The 20,328-nt window shown below is 51.3% G+C and carries 6 protein-coding genes; 4 read left to right on the forward strand and 2 right to left on the reverse strand.

Annotation, left to right across the window (positions count from 1 at the left end; genetic code table 11):
- The first annotated feature begins 60 nt into the window (after positions 1-60).
- Positions 61-336 carry a KH domain-containing protein gene (locus ACNQKP_RS08145; RefSeq protein ID WP_417864026.1) on the forward strand — a complete coding sequence of 92 codons (276 nt, stop codon included), beginning with the start codon at positions 61-63 and terminating at the stop codon, positions 334-336.
- A gap of 58 nt (positions 337-394) precedes the next feature.
- Here ACNQKP_RS08145 and ACNQKP_RS08150 read toward each other — a convergent pair whose 3' ends face one another.
- Positions 395-3,400 (reverse strand): hypothetical protein, encoded by a 3,006-nt coding sequence (locus ACNQKP_RS08150; protein ID WP_417864028.1) that lies wholly within the window; start codon positions 3,398-3,400, stop codon positions 395-397.
- Between the two features lie 56 nt (positions 3,401-3,456).
- A complete protein-coding gene (locus ACNQKP_RS08155) occupies positions 3,457-3,936 on the reverse strand; it encodes a hypothetical protein (protein WP_417864030.1) in 480 nt (159 codons plus the stop codon).
- 307 nt (positions 3,937-4,243) lie between these two features.
- On the opposite strand from ACNQKP_RS08155, the gene ACNQKP_RS08160 reads away from it, so the two are divergent.
- Genes ACNQKP_RS08160 through ACNQKP_RS08170 form a run of 3 tightly spaced genes read left to right on the forward strand, consistent with a single transcriptional unit; the run spans position 4,244 to position 20,309 of the window.
- Positions 4,244-8,893, forward strand: a complete 4,650-nt coding sequence (locus tag ACNQKP_RS08160) for a hypothetical protein (RefSeq protein ID WP_417864031.1) — start codon at positions 4,244-4,246, stop codon at positions 8,891-8,893.
- Positions 8,880-14,102, forward strand: coding sequence for a hypothetical protein (locus ACNQKP_RS08165; protein WP_417864032.1), 5,223 nt, complete (start codon positions 8,880-8,882; stop codon positions 14,100-14,102). Before ACNQKP_RS08160 ends, ACNQKP_RS08165 begins: the two co-directional genes overlap by 14 nt.
- A 27-nt stretch (positions 14,103-14,129) precedes the next feature.
- On the forward strand, positions 14,130-20,309 hold the full coding sequence (locus tag ACNQKP_RS08170; RefSeq protein ID WP_417864033.1) for a hypothetical protein: 6,180 nt from the start codon (positions 14,130-14,132) through the stop codon (positions 20,307-20,309).
- The last annotated feature ends 19 nt before the right edge of the window (positions 20,310-20,328 follow it).

Below are 20,328 nucleotides of genomic sequence, written 5' to 3' on the forward strand. Positions count from 1 at the left end.
GACGTTGCCCTTTATGGGGCCAGCGTTGACCATGGTTGGGAAGTTAACGAAAGGCACAAAGTGTTGGCGCTGGCAGATACGCAGATGGATCACGTACGGGAACGCATTGCAGGCTTGTTGCAGGATGTGGTGAAGGAGATGGCGAAAGGCGCAGAAGGTGTCGAAGTCAGTTTCACGTCAGGCGATCGCACCACTGTTTATCGCATCAATATCCCTCAGGAGCATCGCGGAAAATTGATCGGGGCTCAGGGGAAGAACATAACGTCTTTGCGTAACATCCTTGCGGCAATGGCGGGAAGCAATGGCTTCCGTGCGATCATTGAGCTGGTGGTTTAATCCGACTTTAAATTTCAAGATCAGAAAATGAAAAGAGCTCCCGGTGGGAGCTCTTTTTTTATTGAACTTCGATGAAGCTGGGTTCAGACCAAGGAGAGGTCTGGCTGTTGCTGCGACCGCGCATGCGGAAATACCAGCGTCCCTTGCCAAGCCCCTGATTCAGATAATAATCGCGGGCTTCAACTTTATAAACCACACTGCCGCTGAAGTCCTGCCTCTTCGCCAGTTCAAGTTCGTACCAGGCAGCTCCCAGAATCTGCCCCCAGCCAAAGCGGATGGCATCGCCGGATTTGAACTTGTTGCCTTTGCTCGGAGCTTCCAGTGCGGCGGCCAGCAGGTCGGATTGCTTGCGGTATTCAACGCCATAGACCTGTGATGGAGTATCAAAGAAATCCGGGCTTTCAGAACTTGGAATCAGGCGGAAGTAATACCAGCCTTCTTCTTTGACTGGCATAAAGAACTCAATATTGCGGGTTTCAAAGCGTTTGGCGTCCTTCAGGTTTTCGTTGCGGCCCACTTCCATAAAATACTTTTTGGCATTCTTACGGTGAGTCCAAAGAACGTGCAATTGATCCTGGGATCCTTTTTCATCGATATTGCCGTAGGTGATTTCATAGCGTTCCACCACCGGGCCTGGCAGGACCCCTTTGATTTTGAATACCTCTGAGGCCGGGGAAATTTCCCCTTCCTTGGAGCGGGCCAGGACACGCACATAACTGGGTTCTTTGGTGGAATGGTCAATGGCGTATTCCGGAGAGTTCAGATCCACTTTCAGGTTCACATTTCCGAATTTCGGGGTGTCCGCGATTTCAATCATGTATCCCGTGGCGTGAGTCACTGGCTTCCAGTTGACGGTGACTCGCACGGTGACCGGGCTGATCAGGTCCTCTTTTTCTTTCAGCAGAATAGGTGCGCTCAGTGGTGGGCGGACCTCTGCGGAAATCACGTTGGACCATACGGCAGACGATGGTTTATCGGTGTAAACCTTTTGCGCGCGCAGATAGTAGGTTCCAGGATCTGTGACTTCCATGCCCTGAGACAAAGGACCTTTGCGGGAATCCAGGACCGTGCTGAAATCGGCGGTGCGGCTCAATTGCACTTCGAAGTTTTGATTGTTTTTGGCATCGCGAACTTTTGCGGTGATCTCCCAGCGTCCGCGCTCAATCAGGCGAAGGTCAGCTCTTTCCAGGTTGATGTCTGATGGTGCCACAACGGTGATCTTGCGACCGGCACCGGGCTTGCCATTAGCGGCAATCAGACGCCAGTACAGCACGCCGGCTTTTTTACGGGTCACTTCCGCGAAAGAACGACCGGCAGTGTTCACCTTTTCGATATCTTGAGTGAATTTCGGCACGGTGGAAAATTCCAGAGTCGGCGCTTGTCCGCTCCATTCAAAGCGAACCGGTTTTCCGATATAGGCAACAAGGTTGTCATCCGGGGAAAGAACAGTCAGGGCGTTCTTGCGTTCATCTTCTGCCGCGGCGGCAGCCGCTTTCTGTGCCTGAAGCTCAGCAGCTTTGGCCGCTGCGGAAGAAGCTGCCAGATTTTTCAAAGCCGTCGCAGAAGGTTGCAGGGTGATGAGGTTGGAAGAAGGCGACACTTCACCTTCTTTGGATTCTGTCTGCAGACTGATATAATAAGGCCGCGTCAGGTATTCGTTGATTTCAAAACTGGTCTTGGACTTTGGCAGGCGGTTGATTTTTGAATCCCGCATGTCAGCGTTGAAGGACGTGCGAAGCAGAAAATGTTCTGCCGCCTCTTCGCCGGTCCAGGAAAGCTGGGCTGCCATCACGCCGCCGACTTTTTCATTTTGAGATGTGACTTTAAGCTCTGGCGCGGTCAGAGGGCTGCGAATGTGCACTTTGATAGGATCGGACCAGTCCGATACCAGATCGTTGGCGTAAAGGCGTCTGACGCGCAAATAGAAGTCGCCGGATTGATCAATAAGGGAGCGGAAAGGCGAGGGGCCGACAAAGGCGTCATACAGATCCTGATATCGTTCGGTCCGGCTGACCTGGAACTCGTAGCGAGAATTCGGAGCCGCGTTGCTGACGGATGTATCCAGCTGCCACTTTCCGCGTTCAATGAAGGTCAGTGTGGGTTCACTTAATGTCGTCTTTTGCAGGTTGGCGACCTTGAAGTAAGAGTTTGTTGAAAAGTGGGGGACGCCATCTTTATAAGATACCACCCGCCAGAACACATCACCCAGCAGCTTTGCCACTGGAATGGGGGTGGTTTTCTTACCAGTCACATCGACCTCGCCGTCAATTTGATAGAAGTCCGGATGCGTTGAGTATTCCAGAGTCTGGCGTTCGGCCGTGTCGCTTTCCCAGATGAAGGCCTGATTTGTTTCATTCTTATAGACCACTTGCTTTTCAGCCGGATGGACAAGCTTGATGGAAGGGTCGATGGTTTGATCAATGTAAAGTTCAACTTTGCTGGTTTCTCCGACGGCGTTGCCGGAGCTGTCAGCGCTGGTTCCACGGCTTCGCACGATGACACTTTCTCCGTGCTTCAGCAGTTTTTTGTCTTCGACACCTTCGATGGAAACTTGTCCCGCGGCCATCGCCAGTCCCAGTGCATGCTCTTTCTTTTTAACGTAAAGGTCATACTTTGAGCCGGGGCCGATACGCAAACCCGCCTGATCCACACGCAGAATAATTCCTGTGTTGTCGTTGGGGAAGCTTCGCAGATTGAATGAGCCATCGTTCAAAGCCAGAATCAGATTGTTTCTGTCGCCGGAATCTTCAGAGATGCGCAGCAGGGTGTTTTCGCTCAGACGGGCGCGACGGTTACCGGAAAAGTGCAAAAGGGCTGCAGATTTTTCGCCGACAAAAACTTCAGAACCGTTGTAAAGCTTTTGCCCATCAGCAGCTGTGCGCCAGAAGAAGTCGCCAGGGTACTTGTGTCGAACCTGGGATTGAATATCACGAATGACAGCGAGAGGTTTTCCAAGAGAGGTTTCATCCACTTTGCTCAGGCCCGGGATACCCGCGAGATATCCCACGCCTGCTATGATTCCGATGAATAATACAAGTGCTGCAAATCCGAGTTTCTTTTTCATTCCCTTACTATCGGGGAAATGTTTGTTGATGTACAGACATGAACTGGATGTCGGTCTTATTTCTTAAGAAATCCAAATGTCTTTTCCACAATGAAGTCAGGTTCAAGTTCAGCGGAACATTTGGAACACTTGGATCCTGAGGGAAGATTCAGTGCCGACGCTTCGTGATCACTTGCGTATTTGTAGTGAACATTTTCTGACAACTTGATCACGTGTTCGTGAGAGCAGTCTTCGCACAGGAAAGGCGCGTTGAAGGAAGTCACGCGCGCATTCTTCGGCAGAAAGCCGTGCACAATATTCACCTGATTCACGATGACAAACGGACACTCTTCAAGTGAGAGTCTGGCATCCGTCGGCACGCGACAGGTCCACATGATCCAGTTCTTCACTCCGATGGAATTGATGAAGGTCACTTTTGCCATGTTCAGTTTGATCTCTTTGTAGTTTTGAATATTCAGTTCAAACAAAGAGGTCTTTTCGCTGATCGGGCCTTCCAGAGCGACTTCTATTGTGCTTCCGTTCACTTTTGTGTTCATCGAGTGTTCCTTAAAATTGAAAAGTACGATTCTATTCCCACTTGAAATTCTGATTCAAATTTGGAATTCATGCTTGTTGGAACTATCCACAATTTCAGAAACTGTTCCCCTTATGTCAAACGAGGATCGGGTGTTCTGAGACGCTTATCTTGCACTGGTTTCATCTTAGAGTATCAGTGTGATTCTTCTCTGGCTTAAAGGCCTGAAAAACGTCGAATGTATGGTGTCCCAGCTGGACTGTACCATCATCTGTGCGATTTCAAACGACATTTCCAAGCTCAAAAAGTGAGGCTAGCCTAAATCTAATATGAAATGTCTTTTATCAATCCTCTTGTACGTTGCATGTGGTGTTCTGATTTCGTGTGCGAAAGCAGGGCTTCAAAGCACCAACTTGCCATCTAAATTCAACGGTTTGGAAAGCGCCGTGGCGATATCGCCAACGAGTGTAAGACTATCATGGCCATTGCAGGCTCGATTCAAAGAATATCGAATCTATCAAAAAGGTTTTAATACTCCGAAAAAAACTGAGACTTTTGCGACAACAACTCTGAACAGTCTGACACCAGACAGCTATTATGAGTTTTCAACTTCCGGTGTGGACGCAACAACGGACGAGGAATTTGGTTTCGACAGTTATATGACCGTGAAGACTCTGGCGAATTTCTCGGGTATTCCTTCATCGGGTTTGCAGTCCCAGTCAAATGGTTCTGTGGAAGTCAGCTGGGTGAAGAACGGGGATGGGGTCACATACAAAATTTTTGCCAAGCGTGAGAACGAAACTTGGGACCTGACATCGCCGGTGAACACGGTTGTCAGCAAAAGTACCAGCCTGGTGAACTCTTTGCCGAGCGGCGCGAAGTACTGCTTCTGGGTTATGGCGTTTTATGATGATGGCACCTTTGAGCCATCCAATATGAGCGAGACCTACCTGAACTCCAAGGCACCTTGTGTGCTGGTGCAGTCTCAGTTGTCGAATTTGCCAGCGGTACGCATGAACTCCGCTTTTGTGGGTAACTTCCCTTGGTTCTGGACGGAGGGCGGGGATTCCACCTATAAAACCGAAATTTTCGAAAGATTTACGGACATTCGTCTGGCTACGGTAAGTGGAAATGACTATTTCCGCTCGATCATCCCGATCGCTCCGGGCATCAAGAATATTTACGCGAAAGTCACAGCCACTGACGGGAAAGTGACAATTGTGGATGTCCAGCCTGACGGCTTGCCGGGGTTGAGCAAACCTCTGGTGCGCAGCCTTGAAGGTGCTGGCGCCAAAGCTCCGTTGCTGCCACGTCTGATTGGCGGTGGTCTGGGGATGCAAGAATTGGGGAACGGTGTCCAGGTGGGCGACTTTAACTGCGACGGCTATAAAGACGTCGCAGTGTCCGCTCCGCGCGCGACTCCTTATATTAGTGAAAGGCACTATGATGCCACGGGTGCGGTGTCAATCTTCTATGGATATCAGCCACCGGATGAAATTGATTCCAACGGCAATATCGTTCGTCCGAAACCGCGTTTGAAAACAGACGTGGTACCGACGGCGGATGCGTCGTTCCCGGATCCTCAGTTGATTTATTATACGGATCTGACTTCAGATGCACGTTTGGGTATTCGAATTGCGGTCGGCAACGTGAACGGGGACTGCTTCAGCCGTTACAAACCACCTGAAGGTGTGGTGGATAACGATCCAAAGATCAACCGCGTGGGCTTGTGTGATGATTTGTTCACACCAGCAGTTCCTCCGGCGGATCTGAACAAGCTTAAAGAAATTCATACCTGTGATGACCTTGCCATGCAAACCAACGATGGCGCGGTTTTTGTCGTTTTCGGTGATCCGGTTCGTGGTCTGGTAACAGGTGCGGGCGGTAGCGCTTACGGTCTGAACGAGGCAACTTGTGACCCGACCTCCTTCAAATGTCGTCCGGCCAAGTATCGTGATTCAAGCACGGCCTATGTGCATTCGATCGCATTCGGCGATTATAACAATGACGGTTTTGACGATCTGGCAATGGGTGTGACGACCAACGCCAACAAACGTCAGGTTCACGTTCTGCGTGGTGACCGCTTCGGTCTTTACCCGGCAAGCGCGGTGAAAAGCCATGCCAAGATTGATGCTGAATCCATCGGCGCAGGTGATCTGACAGACGGCACTTTCGTGGGTTCGAGCGTAACTGAAGACTTCGGTGGCGCCGTGGCCTCGGCCTACAACTCACGCACGTGTACCAATGGTGGCGGCTACGTCTTCAGAACGTCTCCGGCTCCAAAAAATAAGGGTTTTGAGTTCAACAAATGTGATGACCTCGTGATCGGAGCTTCTCAGCGTGCGGCGGGGCGGGGATCTATCCTGGCATGCAAAGGTGTGCAGCCGACTTCAGGGACGGATCTGCAGCAAATCACCAGCTGGATGTGTAAAGAGTCCTATCCGGACACCTCTTTGGGTATCAGTGCTGCTCACATCACGGTAAAAGGATACGGCTATTCTTTGCTGGGTGTGCAGAATCAAAATGGTTATCCTCTGACCAAGGTTATCGGAACAACGAATTCGACGCCAAATGTTTCCGGAGCTGTGTTCGTTGGCGCGCCGACATCCACAGTTTCGGGCCGCACGAATGCGGGTGTGGTGTTTGGCTATTATATGACTCCTAGATCCTCTGACTATGCAACCGGTGGTTTGCAGGGGATTTTGGAACCAGTGCAGACGATCAATGCGGTGAATTCATTGGCGTGTGATGCAAAAAACAGAAACGTTATCACCGGCAGTCTTGAACACTGTGAAAATCAGGCGATCCATACCAGTCCTTCCGAAGCCGGAGTTCAGTATGGACGTTCTTTGGGTACAGTGGCGGATATCGAGGATGTCACGCGGGGATTGCCATCTTTGGCCGTCGGTGTTCCTTACCGAGCTGTGACCAGCAGTGATGGTAAGAAGTCCATTTTAAATCATGGTGTGGTTTACTTGTATAAGCCGGACGTATCCACCTTGGGTACTGAAGCCGGGGTTCGTATCGATGCTCCACAACTGTCTGACGACGATTCTTATGGGTGTGCTACGAACTGCACCTGGTACAGCGGTGGTGTGAATCCATTCGGTGCCTCTATTATTTATGCGAAAGACATGACCGCTGGTGCTCAGATCGGTGCCGGAGGATTGGCTGGGGCAGACTTCAACGGCGATAAAACCGGAGATTTGATTATTGGTGCGCCTTATCTTTCCAGTCCGTCTTACTTTAACGGTGCGGCCTTTGTCTTTAAATCCAATGGTTCCTTTGCAGCTTCTGTGACCACTCCGGATCAAACGATCAATGTGAACTTCAGCAAAGAGCTGAATTATCACTATGAACGTGCCAAAGTCGTCGGTGATTTGAACGGGGATGGTTACGCTGATGTTGTGACGCACATTTCTGTGGCGAGCACCGTTGAATTGGTTGTTTTCTATGGCAGTGCGGGGGGCCTGGTGACAACACCAGAACCTTCGCGCAACCCGATTGCACCTCTGCATCCGCTGAAGCTGGCTGTAGACAGTGACCCTGGATTTGGCCGGGAATTCCATCGTGTCGGCAGCGTGAACGGGGATGCTTATGATGATCTTCTGATTCTGGGTACTTCCGGCAGCTATATCTACTACGGTTCTTCCAGCGGGGTGGTTTATGCCAATGCTCCATCCTTGGCACCGGTGGGTCAGAATCCACTCAGATTCGGTCTGGGTGGAGCAAACACTATTGCCTTCCATGCGGACGGTAATATGTACGGGTCGTTCACTTTCCCGGGATTGTCGGTTGGAACATTTAGCAACATCAATCGTTCTGTGGCCTATGGTGACTTCAATGCCGATGGCTATAGTGACTTTGCTTTGGGCACCTACACCAGTTTGACTCCAAGTGCGGATGTCATCCCGGGTGGGGTGAATATGGCGGCAGGCAATCGAGGCCGTGTATTTGTTATCTACGGTTCTTCGACAGGTCCACAGACCAATCGCGCCACAGGCACGATCCGTTTGCAGGATGATAACGGGGCTGCGGCAGATGTTCTGGTGGAAAATCCATGCAGTGAGACTTTACCTAAGGTTTGTAAAGTTCAGATGCTGGCGTCCAATGACACCGGCGTGACCTTCGGTTGGAATGTTGTGGGCATTGATTCCCTGGATGTTCTTGCGGGTGAAGAGTCCGACGAATTGGTCGTCAGTGATCCGTCGTTGACGACAATGAAAGGTCGCATCTATTTGTTCAAAGGTGCAGCGCGCGGTTTGGCCTATACCCCGATTCAAAAACTGGATCCGGCTGCGGCGGCCGAACGCTTTGGATATGAAGTGGCGGCGGCGGGTGATATCAATGGTGATGGTGTCGTTGATATCGTGGTTTCGGCGCCTGTTGCAGGAAAAATCTATACTTTCTATGGAGGCCAGGTCGGCAGTGCATATGCCTTCTATGGTTCGACGTCTCTGGCGACCACGGATCTGTTCCTGGCGGGTTCAGCTCCGATTGCCAAGAACACTTTGCATGCCAGCCAGTCCCAGCCAAAACCTCAGCGTCTTGAGGTTCTGGGTACCGATGCCATCTTCGAGGCCGGAGATGCCTTCGGTTATGGGCTGGCGGGATTGGGTGATGTAAACAATGACGGTTATACTGACATCATTGTGAACATGCCAGGCAAGGACTATGACCTTGAAGAGATTCAGGCCGATTCCGGTGCTTATGTGATCTATTATGGCAGCATGCTGGGATTGAAGATCAATTCCACACCAACAACCACTCCGCGCTGCTATGGAGGTTCGTCACCAATGTGTGAACCGTACCTGCTGTATCTGCCGGAGCGAAAAGCATACGAATACACCTATATATCCAACAGTGTGAGCGGTGATATCAATGGCGACGGAGTTTCAGATGTGGTTCTGGGGGCTCCGGGGCGCAATCACCCGTCAGGCAAGGCATTCTCGACAGGAGTCGTCTATGTTCTCTATTAAAAGGATTTTCAATGCAGCCCTGCTGACCGTTGTCGTCAGCTTGACGGCTTGTACAGAGAAGCTTGAGACGGGAAGTCTGTTGCGTGATTTCACCGGCGCGGAAGGCGTCGAGGTTCTTTCGCCAACGGCAGTGCGAGTTTACTGGCAGCTGCACAGCCGATATCGTGAGTACAAAGTATATTACAATCTTTCTTCTGACTCGGTTGCTGAAACATTCCAGGACTCAGTTATCATCCGTAACCTGACTCCAAACACCACCTACACCTTTAAAGTTGTGGGCACTGACGGCACGAACAGCGTCGGCGGCAACAAAGAGATCAAAGTCACCACCAACAAACCCTTTGCGGGTGCGGGCAGTGTTTCCAAAGATGCGGATGGAAATTTGATTCTGATCTGGGATTATCCCAGCAAAGTTGCGGAATATCAGATCTTCTTTAAAGAGTACGAAGACCCAACGGCGGCCAATACAGCCAATTGGACATCGGTGGACCGCACCTCACTGGAAAATCGTTATGTCTTCCGTAATATGACGGGTTCCACACGCTACCACTTTGTGGTTCAGGCGAAATACATGGATGACACCTACGAGCGTCCAACGAAAGTTGTGACCGCTTCCACCAATTCATCCTTCCCGACGCCAGCCTATGAACTGAGCCCGATTTCCATCGGTGCGTTGCCTTTTGCGAAGGTCACCCCAGTGGTGAATTCTGAATACAAAAACGAAAACTATGTCAGCCGGGTATATATGGGTAACACGGCCGTGTCGGATCCGTTGGTGGGTGCCGGGACAATTGTGTTCTCTCCGTCGGCGAACTGGACGATCGGAAAAATCGAGGATTTGTCCATTCGCGTGAACTATAATGACGGCGCGAAGAATGAAACTTTGATTTTTGATAACCTGAGCACCTATATAAAGGGTATTCCGGGTTACAAAGATATGCCTCCGGTTGCGGCGGTGGATGCCGGGGTTGCTTACATGGGTGAAGCCATGACCTCAGGAGACTTCAACTGTGATGGTCATCCTGATTTGGCCGTGGGGTTGCCGAACATATCCATCGCATCTTTGGGTGTGAAGTCAGCCAATGCCGGCGCGGTTTATGTTTATTATTCTTATAAGCCAACCGGCTCTGCCAGTTATAAACTGAAAACATTCCCGGACCCGGTGCAGAGCCCGGCAGCTCCTGGGGTTGATCCGCAGATCATCACTTTTGAGGATCTTTCCCACTATGCGCGCTTCGGCAAATCCATGTCCGGAAGCGGAAATCTGAATGGAGACACTCGACTGGGTAATGCCTGTGAAGACCTGGTCGTCGGGGCTCCTGGTCAGGACACCAGTTACAGTCCTTATGAATATGACGGCGCAGCCTTTGTCTTCTTCGGAAGTGCGGAAGGTCTGAAAGCTCCGACCAAAATCAAAGACATGCAGCAGAACTTTGAAACCTGTAATGGCCTTGTGGAGGGTGCGACTTGTTCTGCAGTGATGTTGTGGCCGGATACTTCTTTGTGGCCATCTTCCCATTGGGATCAGGCTGGACGAGTTCAGATGGGCAACAATGCCGAATTCGGATACTCAGTATCGTTTATCGGTGATTTCAACGGTGATGGTTATGATGACATCGCAGTGGGGGCTCCTCGTGGTGACTGGGATGGAACTCCGGCTCCGAATCTTCCTGGCGATTCGAGATACGAACGTGAAACGGGATTTGTGGCCATGTACTTCGGATCCAAGTCCGGTATCGGATATGAAACTCCGACGGCAGGGGCGATTCCTAATGCCACACATCCGAAGTTCCGCTTCCTGAAGGTGTATGCTCCGACTCCGCACAATGGTGCTCGCTTTGGCTATTCAGTGCACGGTGGTGCCGATGTGGATGGTGGATTCAGAATTCGCAACTCAGCCGGGAAGCTGGTGGGTGGATCTGACATGATCGTGGGTGCGCCAGGGGATCGTTACATCCAGGCGCAAAGTGCGAAAATTAAAGCGACAACAGCCAGTTGTGCAACCCCGGACACCTGTGCGGCGATTCCGCCCGCAGAAGGCGGTTGGGGAAGTTCCGGCTTCTCGTTCCCAAGTGGTACGAATCACTATAGCTTGCCGGTGAACAACGCGGCTGCGGGTGTGGGTTCTGCTCCGGGTGCGGCTTACATTTACTTCGGTCGTTCCGCGCCATCGGCGTCAGCGACCGAAGATGAAACTTATCGTAACCAATTCTGGTTCTGCGGTAACCGCAAGATGGATACGAACAAACATTACTCGTGTCTGACGAATAAAGCGGGCTTCCGTATCCTGTTCCCGCGCAGTTACTATAAAGATGATCAGGTGGGCTCTGGCGTTAAAATGGTTTCCCGTGGTTTCGGTACCTCGGTGGCCCTGGTCGGGGATCGTTCCCGTTATGATGCCACCAATACGGCATTGACCAGCCCTTCTGATACAAATGCGGATGGCTGGGCTGAAGCCGTTGTATCCAGCAGCTACTTCAATAACGGTTCCAAAACCAATTCCGGCGCTTTGTGGGTCTTCTATGGAAATCCATTCAAGCTTTATGAAATGGATGCGTTTAAAGGTATCGATGCGGTGGATCCGGCGATCAAAGACAGTGACTGGAACGATGGTTCATCCCAGTGTGACCGCTTTGACGTTAACAACAATCTGACCAAGCGCAAATGTGCTCCGACTCTGATTCGTTCGAACTCCATCGGTGCAAACTATTATCTTGGTTTGTATCCGGAGGCCATGGCCGTGGCGGATGTTACGGGTGACGGTCTTAAAGATGTCGTCGTGGGCGCTACCGGTGACGGAACCAAAGCGACCAATTCCGGTGCGGCTTACGTGTTTACGGGCTTGTCTGGCGTGGGTCTGACATCCAACTTCCTGCATCTGTACAACTATCAAGGTCAGTCTTATGACTACTTTGGCCGGTCCGTGGCAGTGGGTAACTTTGACGGGGACTATGCCGGTCTGAGTCCGCTGAATGACGTCTTTGTGGGGGCATACCTTGATAAATCCACAAAATTGGGTGGAGGCGCAGCCTTTGGTTATTATTCCAAGGGTCAGCCGCTGTCTTCAGTAAACTCCGTTCCCGCTGAAAAGCTGGTGGATCGCATGGGCAGCCCACAAAGTCTGAACTTCGAAAGCATTCGTATCGTGGGTGATATCAATCGCGATGGATATGCCGATGCGGTGGCGCAGATTTCACGCCCGTCAGCGAACAGCAAAACTTATACGACCGATGCAGTGGTGTTCTTTGGATCCAATCTGGGCTTGGTCACGACTTCGTTCTGTAAAGAAAATCTGGTCCGGGTCTTCAAGTCTCAAAGTCAGAATGAAACATACTGTTATCCTTCGGTGAATCCGGCCCAGGGGGTGACGTTGAACGATATCGCGTTGCCTCAGCTGATCAGCAAGCCTACGAACCTCAGCTCTGGCTGGGCGATTCGTGCCTTTGATGGCGGCGACATTAATGGAGATGGATTCAGTGATGTGATCTTCCTTGATCCGGCAACGGGGGGACAGATCGTTGCTTACTATGGTTCCCGAGGGGGATTGCAGGCTGTGACCAATCCAAAATGGATTCCTGCGGCCGGAGATCCTCAGTACATCTCAACCCGCTGGTCAACGACCACATGGGGGTCAGAATTCCTGGGAATGGATGAGCTGTCTCCGCATCGCCGCAAAGTTATCCATCATGGTGACTTCAACGGGGATGGTTATTCGGATATCGTATTTGCGATTCCTTCAGCGCCTTCATTCTTTACGATGAATAAAGGCACCAGTATTGCCGACGTCAATCCGCCATTCGGGGATCCTCCGGCGGCGGGCGCGGGTTGGCAGTGTTATGATGAAGCCGATTCCAGTTGCTTGAATGGTATTCAGGCGATTGAGATGGGACGCGTGTTTATTTGGTATGGTTCCTCTACTGGGGTGCAGACTCCGAAAGTGAAGGGTTATACCCCGACGGACAATGAACCAACGGTGAATACGAATCTGTTGTCGGCCAATGCGACCTATATGATCGACACTTACGGGACCGAATCTGCCGCAGTGGCCAACAAGGCCTGCAGTGGGGCTCCGAATAACTCGTGTAAGATGCAGTACCTGTACAGTCCGATGGTGCGTAACGTGAACTTTGGTTACGATCGCATGCGCCATATGTTCGGGGCCAGCATTGCTGTGATGGACTATAACAAAGATGGTATTGATGACCTGGTGATTTCAGCTCCAGGCTGGGAAGATCTGTCTTGTTACTATGATGCTGACAACTATTCCAACTACGGGCGCTTGTTCATGTACAAGGGAAGTACGAATGGAATTCAGGCTGCTGATCGTGACAGTTATTACAACTCCACATACATGGCTGGTTCCTGTGTTAACACGACACAAAGTCAGTTCCAGAATCTGGATCCATCCCTGGATCTCGACGGAGCTGCGGGGCGCGCTTATGGCATCATGCCTCCGATCCTGAATCAGGGCTTCGGCAACAACATGAACGGTCGCTACTTCGGCTACCGTGTCGCTACAGCAGGGGATCTGAACAATGACGGTTATGAAGACTTGATTGTGACGGCTCCACGTGAAGCACCGAAGGCGGGAATGTCAGATGTGGGTATGTCCTATGTCTATTATGGTCCTTTGTGCGGTTCTGATAATAACTCGGCGATGTGGGACTATCTTGAGGTCAATCTGAATAAACAAATGCTTTATACCGACCCGAGCCTTCCAGGCGGTGGCGCGGGTATTGAGTGTATGCGGGCGGTGGGAACACCGAAGCCGGCTCCTCAGGCCTTCTATGCGTGGGATGCCAAGTCCGGAGATATGGTTGGCAGTGAAGTCATGACAGGCCGAATGAAAAAAGGCGACTTCAACGGTGACGGATTCGACGACGTGATTCTGGGCTCATATGGATATGATGACTCGATCAACGGCAACACTCAGTTGGGTCGGGGTCTGGTGTTCTTCGGTTCCATCCTGGGTTTGCACTCGGCAGATTATCCGGACACGGTCGTTGTCGGGGATGCGCAAGGGCGCATGAAGCCTTATGTGATCCAGTACGATGATACCGAGACATCACCAAGTTACTTCTATATGAACACTTCATCCGGGGATGTGAACGGGGACGGTACCATGGATATTCTTGTTCCAAGTGAGGGACATGATGGCCATGCGCCGATCAACGGTATCGACGTGGGGAACTTCTTCTTACTCTATTAAGCACGTTTGTTTCTGCGGGGGCAGGGGATGGTATTAAAAGCTTTGGCGCTGATTCTGGTGACAGTCTGGTTGACAGGCTGTCTTGAGGAGCAGGGGAAATCGAGTGAAATCGTTATTCCTCCGGGCAGTCTATTGCAGTTTGATATGACCAAGGTGAACCCGGCCAGCACGAAAAAGTTCTCTTTATATCTGACAGAGTTCATTCAGTCTGAAAAGAAAACAAAAAACCTGCTGGATATGACCACCGATGCGAAACCCGATTTCATTCGTTCCATTATGCCGAAGGGCCTGAGTCCTTCCGGTGCGATGGTGCTGAAGGTGGTGATGGAATACCGCACGCTGCCTTGGTTCGCTGTGGTGTATCCGGACGCCATCATTCAGCCAAGTCTTGATACGACGCTGGTTTACAACCTGTTGTCGACCTATCCGGGCCGGGATTTAAGCACCTACACTCCGGACGAAATTCAGAAAATCACCGCCGCGGTGATCAAGTTCCGTGAGGAACGTCTGGCTTTGTTTGGAATTTCACCGGAGTTCAATCCAGATTTGTTATACCGCTTTATCCGTAACGGCCTTTCCAACAACCATGATTTCCTGACCTTTATGAAATCATTCGGTGTGGAGTTTGTGTTTAATGCCGACGGTGATGTTACGGCCGAGCCTTATCCGTTTGGGATCCTGAACCGACCACCAGTGCTGGATGAAAAAGCCACAACCAAGGTGCAGCAGCAGCGGGTCGAAGAGGGCAAAAAAATTGAAATTCGCGCCACCGCCAGAGACCCGGATGGGGATCAGGTGTTTTATGCCTGGATGCTTGAGGGGGTTCTGCGCACAGCCGAAGAAGGAATCGTGCGCTGGGATCCGTCTTATGACGACGGTCGTCCCGAACCTTACACCATGAGTGTTATTCTGTCTGATGGTGGCAAAATCAGTCGTGTGGACTGGCCGGTGCTGGTTGAGAACGTCAACCGTCGTCCAACCTACAGCTATAACTGCCCGCCGACCGTCAATGAAAACAACGAATGGGTGTGTCTGGTTAAATTCAAAGATGAAGACGGAGATGCTGTTAAGGTTGTCGCGGATGCCATTTCCGGTTCCAATCCGTTGTACTTGAATGATCAGATGGCACCGACTGAAATCAACAACGCCGGTGAAGTGACCGTGCGCTGGACGCCGAACAATGAGGATGCCCGAAAAGGACTTAACAGTATCATACTGGAAGTCACCGATGCGCTGGGTGGTTTGACGCTGGCCAATCTGCAGGTCACAGTGAAGGACACTAACTCGGCTCCGATCATGCTGGGTGGGGTGAATCCGATCGCTGACAGTGCGATCGAGTATGACTATTGCGCCAACGAAGTTCCTGATGGTGCCGCTCCTTATCAGTTCTATTTGGATTTCCAGGATGCAGACAATATCGGGCCAAACGCGGCATTTCCACCTGATGAACTGATTGTGACCACAGCAGGCACGTTGAAGACCTACATCACGCAGGTGGGTAATCCTGAGATTCTGCCGGATCGTGTGCGTTACACATTCCTGTGGAAGCCCCTGCATACCCTGAAAACCGGAACTTTCATCGTAACACTGAAGGACAATCATAATGGTGCTACGGCTCCGATCACGCTGAATCTGACGGCTGCCGACCGTAATACCAAGCCGTGCTTGGCGGGCGCGGATCAGACTGTTCAGGTGAAAACCAACCAGATTCAGAATTCCATCACTTATACGGTATCAGACAAGGATAACGATCCGTTGTGGCTGGAAGCTTACGACTTCAATATGACTGGTACGGCGACGAATAAAGGGGCCCTTGACTCACTGACAAACATAGTCGACTGCGGAACAAGTCAAATGCTGGTTCTGCGTCGTATGGTGGGTATGGATGAGCCAACTTACCGTCGAAATGCTTCATCGTTCTGTATCCGTATTATGACCAATTCAGTGGATATTGCGGGTGGGGCCGCTGGTTACCTGCGCTTCGTGCGTTCGAATGAAGACACTGCAGCCAGAACTTTTGCCACGACAAACAGCACCTTCACTGTTCCAGGCAGTAATATAGTATTCAAACCGAAAATGAACGTCACAATCAATGCGGGTGATCTTGAAGTTCTGTTCCCCGTGGTTGCTGAAGCCACAACGGCTGCGGCGAACACTGTCACAGTCATTGCGACCACGGTTCCGGCGGGGGTCACTGTGACAAACCCAGCGGCTTTGTATGATCGCGGGATCGTCACGTTCAGTCGTCCGACAACCACGACGGCCATCACAATTCCAAAGCTGACTGTGGTTCGCACCGCCGGCCGGCTGATTGAGTTTGAAACGCCGGATGATATTGTCATGCCGATCGGGACGGCCAGCGTTTCAATTCCTGTCTGGAGAAAACCAATCCTGATAGCAGACGGAACTTTGCTAACATCCAGCAATACGCTGGCGGGTTCACCGGCCTTTACCGTTCGTGCGATTTCCGGTTCGGTATCCGGAACGTCACCAACGCTGCCGCATCCTCCGGGCCTTTATGACTGGAATGAACACATGGTTCAGAGGGGAACTTCGAACCAAGTCGATATCTATCGTAAGTTCCGCGTGCGTGCTTTGGACGGTTACCGTGCTCCCGCCAAAGCCATCAACACCTTTGCAGATGTTCTGCCGCCTGAAGCCTCCAACTTGAAAGTTGAAAACACCGGTGTTTTTGAACACCAGGGTATTGCCCGGTTCTTCCGAGCGACGGGGACCACGGCGATCAATCTGCCGGCTGGAACTCGGGTTCGTACTGCCAATTACACTTACTATGAATTGATTGATCCTCTGGTGATGCCAGCAGGTACGCTGACAATCAACAAGTGGGTTCGCCGTGTTGAAAACGTGGGTTGGACGACGACAACTCCGATTGCCAACAATCGGCTGGCGACTTTGCGATATAGCGACATCAATAATCCATCGATCATCGTCAGCAGCCCGACAATCATCGCTACTCAGGGTACTAACTTGCAGGATGGTTTGATTCAAGTTGCGGACAGTGCTTTAAAATTGCCAACACCGTACTATGCACTGGATGACTATTGGTATCCATTGGATCCGAAAGACTACTACACCTTTACCGTTGAAAAAATCGGAACAGGGCCGGTCGGGCAGTGGAGTGTGTGTCGCACCACGGGACTTGCCAATTCGGCCTGTACGGGCACGAATGTGTGTTCAACGGTGCCAGCGGCTGCGGATCAGACTTACTTTAAGACAAACAAGTGCTATTTCCGTTACACGCCGAATGCGGCTGACTATTCTGGCAACTTCAGCTTTAAGGTGACTGCCGTTGAGCGTTCACCTTGGGGAACCTTGAGCACCGTCACGAATGTCACATTGGTGGTGAAAGAGGTCAACACCAAGCCCGTCCTTACCAACAGCAGCTTTGCACCTCTGACGGGTGGATCGGGCGCGGCACTGGGGACACCTTTGACTTTGGGGGACTTCAATGAAGCCACAGAGTCGCTTTATAATATCTATGCCATTGATAACAATAAAGGCTCCGAGCTTCAAACAGTGAACTTTGATTTGGATGCTCAGGTTTATGACTTAAAGACATCAACGTGGGTGCCAAGGCCTGAAGGTCTTTCTGTTGCGATTGAAAAGCGCGAGGCATTGACGCCGGGTCCTGGTTCCAAAACAACGGCCAAGCTTGTCTGGAATCCGACGGACGCTGATTCGAAGAAATTCTCAGGAACGGCAGGGCTTGTGGTGAAAATGCGCGTCTATGACGCCAAGACAATGCCGGATGTGCAGCAGTCCACGGATGCCTTTTATAAGATCCGTCTGATCAATAAAAATCAGGTACCATCCATTGCCGAAATCGTTTCTGGTAATAACTTCCGGATTTTCGCTGATACTTACTTCAGTCAGGATGTTTACCTGTATGACAGTGATGCCTATGTTCCTAACGGCGGCAGTTTCTCGACCTTGTTGACTCTGTGCCGTGATGCCAATAGTGTTCCTTTACGCCACCCCACTCTGGATCCGGTGTCTGCGGATCCATATACTTGTCATGCAAACAGTGCGACCTGGGCTCCTGAAATTGCCACTTACGATGCCACTTATAAACGTAACGTATCGGTTCCTCAGTGTGGTGACGGTACGAATTTGAATGTGGACCTGGCTGTGCCGAAGCTGACTCCGGTAGGTGCCCCAGAACTTTACGGCAGCACTTTGCGCCAGCGCTACAAGTTGGAATGGTGCCCTCAAAGAACTCACATTGGCGAACACTCGGCTGAACTGTATGTCAATGACAACGGGGATGTGGATCGTGATGGACTGGCGCTGACTCGATCTGCCAGTGCGACGCCTTTACGAATCAATGTCGTCGCGCCGGCATACTTCGTCAGCCCTCGTCAGAATCTTGCGGGAACTCCGGTTCACTTCATGCCCCACACCGCGGCCAGTATGCCATCGGCACCGTTTAAATATCCGGTGATTGTTAATAACTCCCAAGGTAATTCGCTGGAGTATTCACTGGTGACTTCGCCGCGCCCATGCGCCGAAGCCAACGGCATGTGTATCGACTCTGCAAAAGGAATTATCAGCTGGAATCCAGCTTATCCGACGGATGTGACTGCCGAAGGTGGTGTGGGTCATCAGGTGCGAGTCCGTGTCCGTGACATGAAAACCCAGGAAACCGACACGGTCAGCTTCTATCTGAAAGTGCAGAATCCGCTGTCGCCATTTGAAGCGTCTCCGGTGATCAACAGCTTCCTGCCGGCAGGCACGGATGTGCTGGCGTCTGAAAAAGCACCGGTTTCATTCTCGATCTCCGCAACGGATCCGAATGCCAATGATACACTCTTCTATCGCTGGTATGTGAATGATGAGCTTCGTTATGATGAGGGTCCAAACTTCGAATTTAAAGCCAAAGACACAGATGCGTCCGTGGATCCGGATGGTGCGGGCCCGTTGAAAGCCGGGGAGTTCATGATCCGTGCGGAAGCCACTGACGGAAACTATGTGGCCACCAAAGAATGGAAAGTGAAGATCCGCAATAATTATCTGCTGGCGGAAAAACTCTTTGATATCTTCGCGGCCCGTCCTGAAAGCTTGCCGTCGATGAATCCGTTGTCTTTGAACTGGCTTAACGAGGTGCCAGTCACACTGACTCTGGGTTCAAACATTGTCGACCACCTGGTCTTTGCCGGAACTTATACTTTGGGCATGTTCACCAAACACTTCCTGTGGGATTTGACTTTGGTGAACGGGGCGATGAACAAACCCAATGGGACTTTGGTGAATCCACCGTGGAACTTTATGGAAGATCTGCCTTGGTTGACGGGAACTCAAACCAAACGCATGGCCTTGGTGAAGACTTCCGGCAGCTTTGATATCCTGCTGACATCGCAAACCGGTCGGGTGGGACCATTTGGTCTGACAACAGAAGCCCTGCGTATCCCGGCGACAGATTTGACGGGATTGAGTCTGGGCACGGGGAATAAGTGTATTGGTGACTGTCCTCAGAACCTGTTCACCAGCAGCATGAATTCTGATTTGCGTCTGACCGAGTCTCTGGATTCGTCGTATGTGTTCTATGCTTCTGATAACGGGGATAAGCTGATGTACGACTATCTGAATCCGGCCAGCGCCATTCAGATTTACAACTTCGGCACCGCAAAAATTTCCGGAATGGTTTTGAATAAGAATCTGGAACGTCTCTATGTGGCGACTCAGCAAACCAGTCCGTCGATCTCGCATAAATTGTTTATCTTCAATGTCAGCAACGTGCGCTTAGGGGGAACACCAGGGTTGGTGGCCCAGATCACATTGTGGGACGGTGTTGCTGGACATCAGGACTGTAAACCGACGGATCTGGTTGTGGATGTGGCTTCTCACCGTGTGATGGCCCTGCTGGCGGGTACAGGCGGCGTGGCTGTCCTGACCGACGGACCAGCGAAAACTCCGACAGCGGCCGACGTTCAGTTTGTCGGAGTCAACGAGATCAGCAGCTCGCCATTTGATGTGCCTGGGCAGGGACGTCGTCTGGTGATTCGCCCGGATGAGCGCATGATTATTGGTACAATGAAGGACGCCAATCAGGTGTTCACTATCGATCTGGACAGCTATCAGGTCTATGCGAATTCAGTGCAGGATCCAGTCGACAGCATCATCAGTTTTGAATCCGGCCAGATCCTTCTTGTCAGTCGCAGCAAGGGCCGGATTTACCGCGCCCGCTAGCTTTAAAATTGTATCTTTC

It is taken from the genome of Bdellovibrio bacteriovorus (assembly GCF_048286975.1).
In the GTDB taxonomy this organism is placed as follows: domain Bacteria; phylum Bdellovibrionota; class Bdellovibrionia; order Bdellovibrionales; family Bdellovibrionaceae; genus Bdellovibrio; species Bdellovibrio bacteriovorus_H.

Coding starts and splice junctions, on each gene's coding strand:
- ACNQKP_RS08150 (WP_417864028.1), bottom strand. CDS start 3,400: ATGAAAAAGAAACTCGGATTTGCAGCACTTGTATTATTCATCGGAATC.
- ACNQKP_RS08155 (WP_417864030.1), bottom strand. CDS start 3,936: ATGAACACAAAAGTGAACGGAAGCACAATAGAAGTCGCTCTGGAAGGC.
- ACNQKP_RS08170 (WP_417864033.1), top strand. CDS start 14,130: ATGGTATTAAAAGCTTTGGCGCTGATTCTGGTGACAGTCTGGTTGACA.
- ACNQKP_RS08165 (WP_417864032.1), top strand. CDS start 8,880: ATGTTCTCTATTAAAAGGATTTTCAATGCAGCCCTGCTGACCGTTGTC.
- ACNQKP_RS08160 (WP_417864031.1), top strand. CDS start 4,244: ATGAAATGTCTTTTATCAATCCTCTTGTACGTTGCATGTGGTGTTCTG.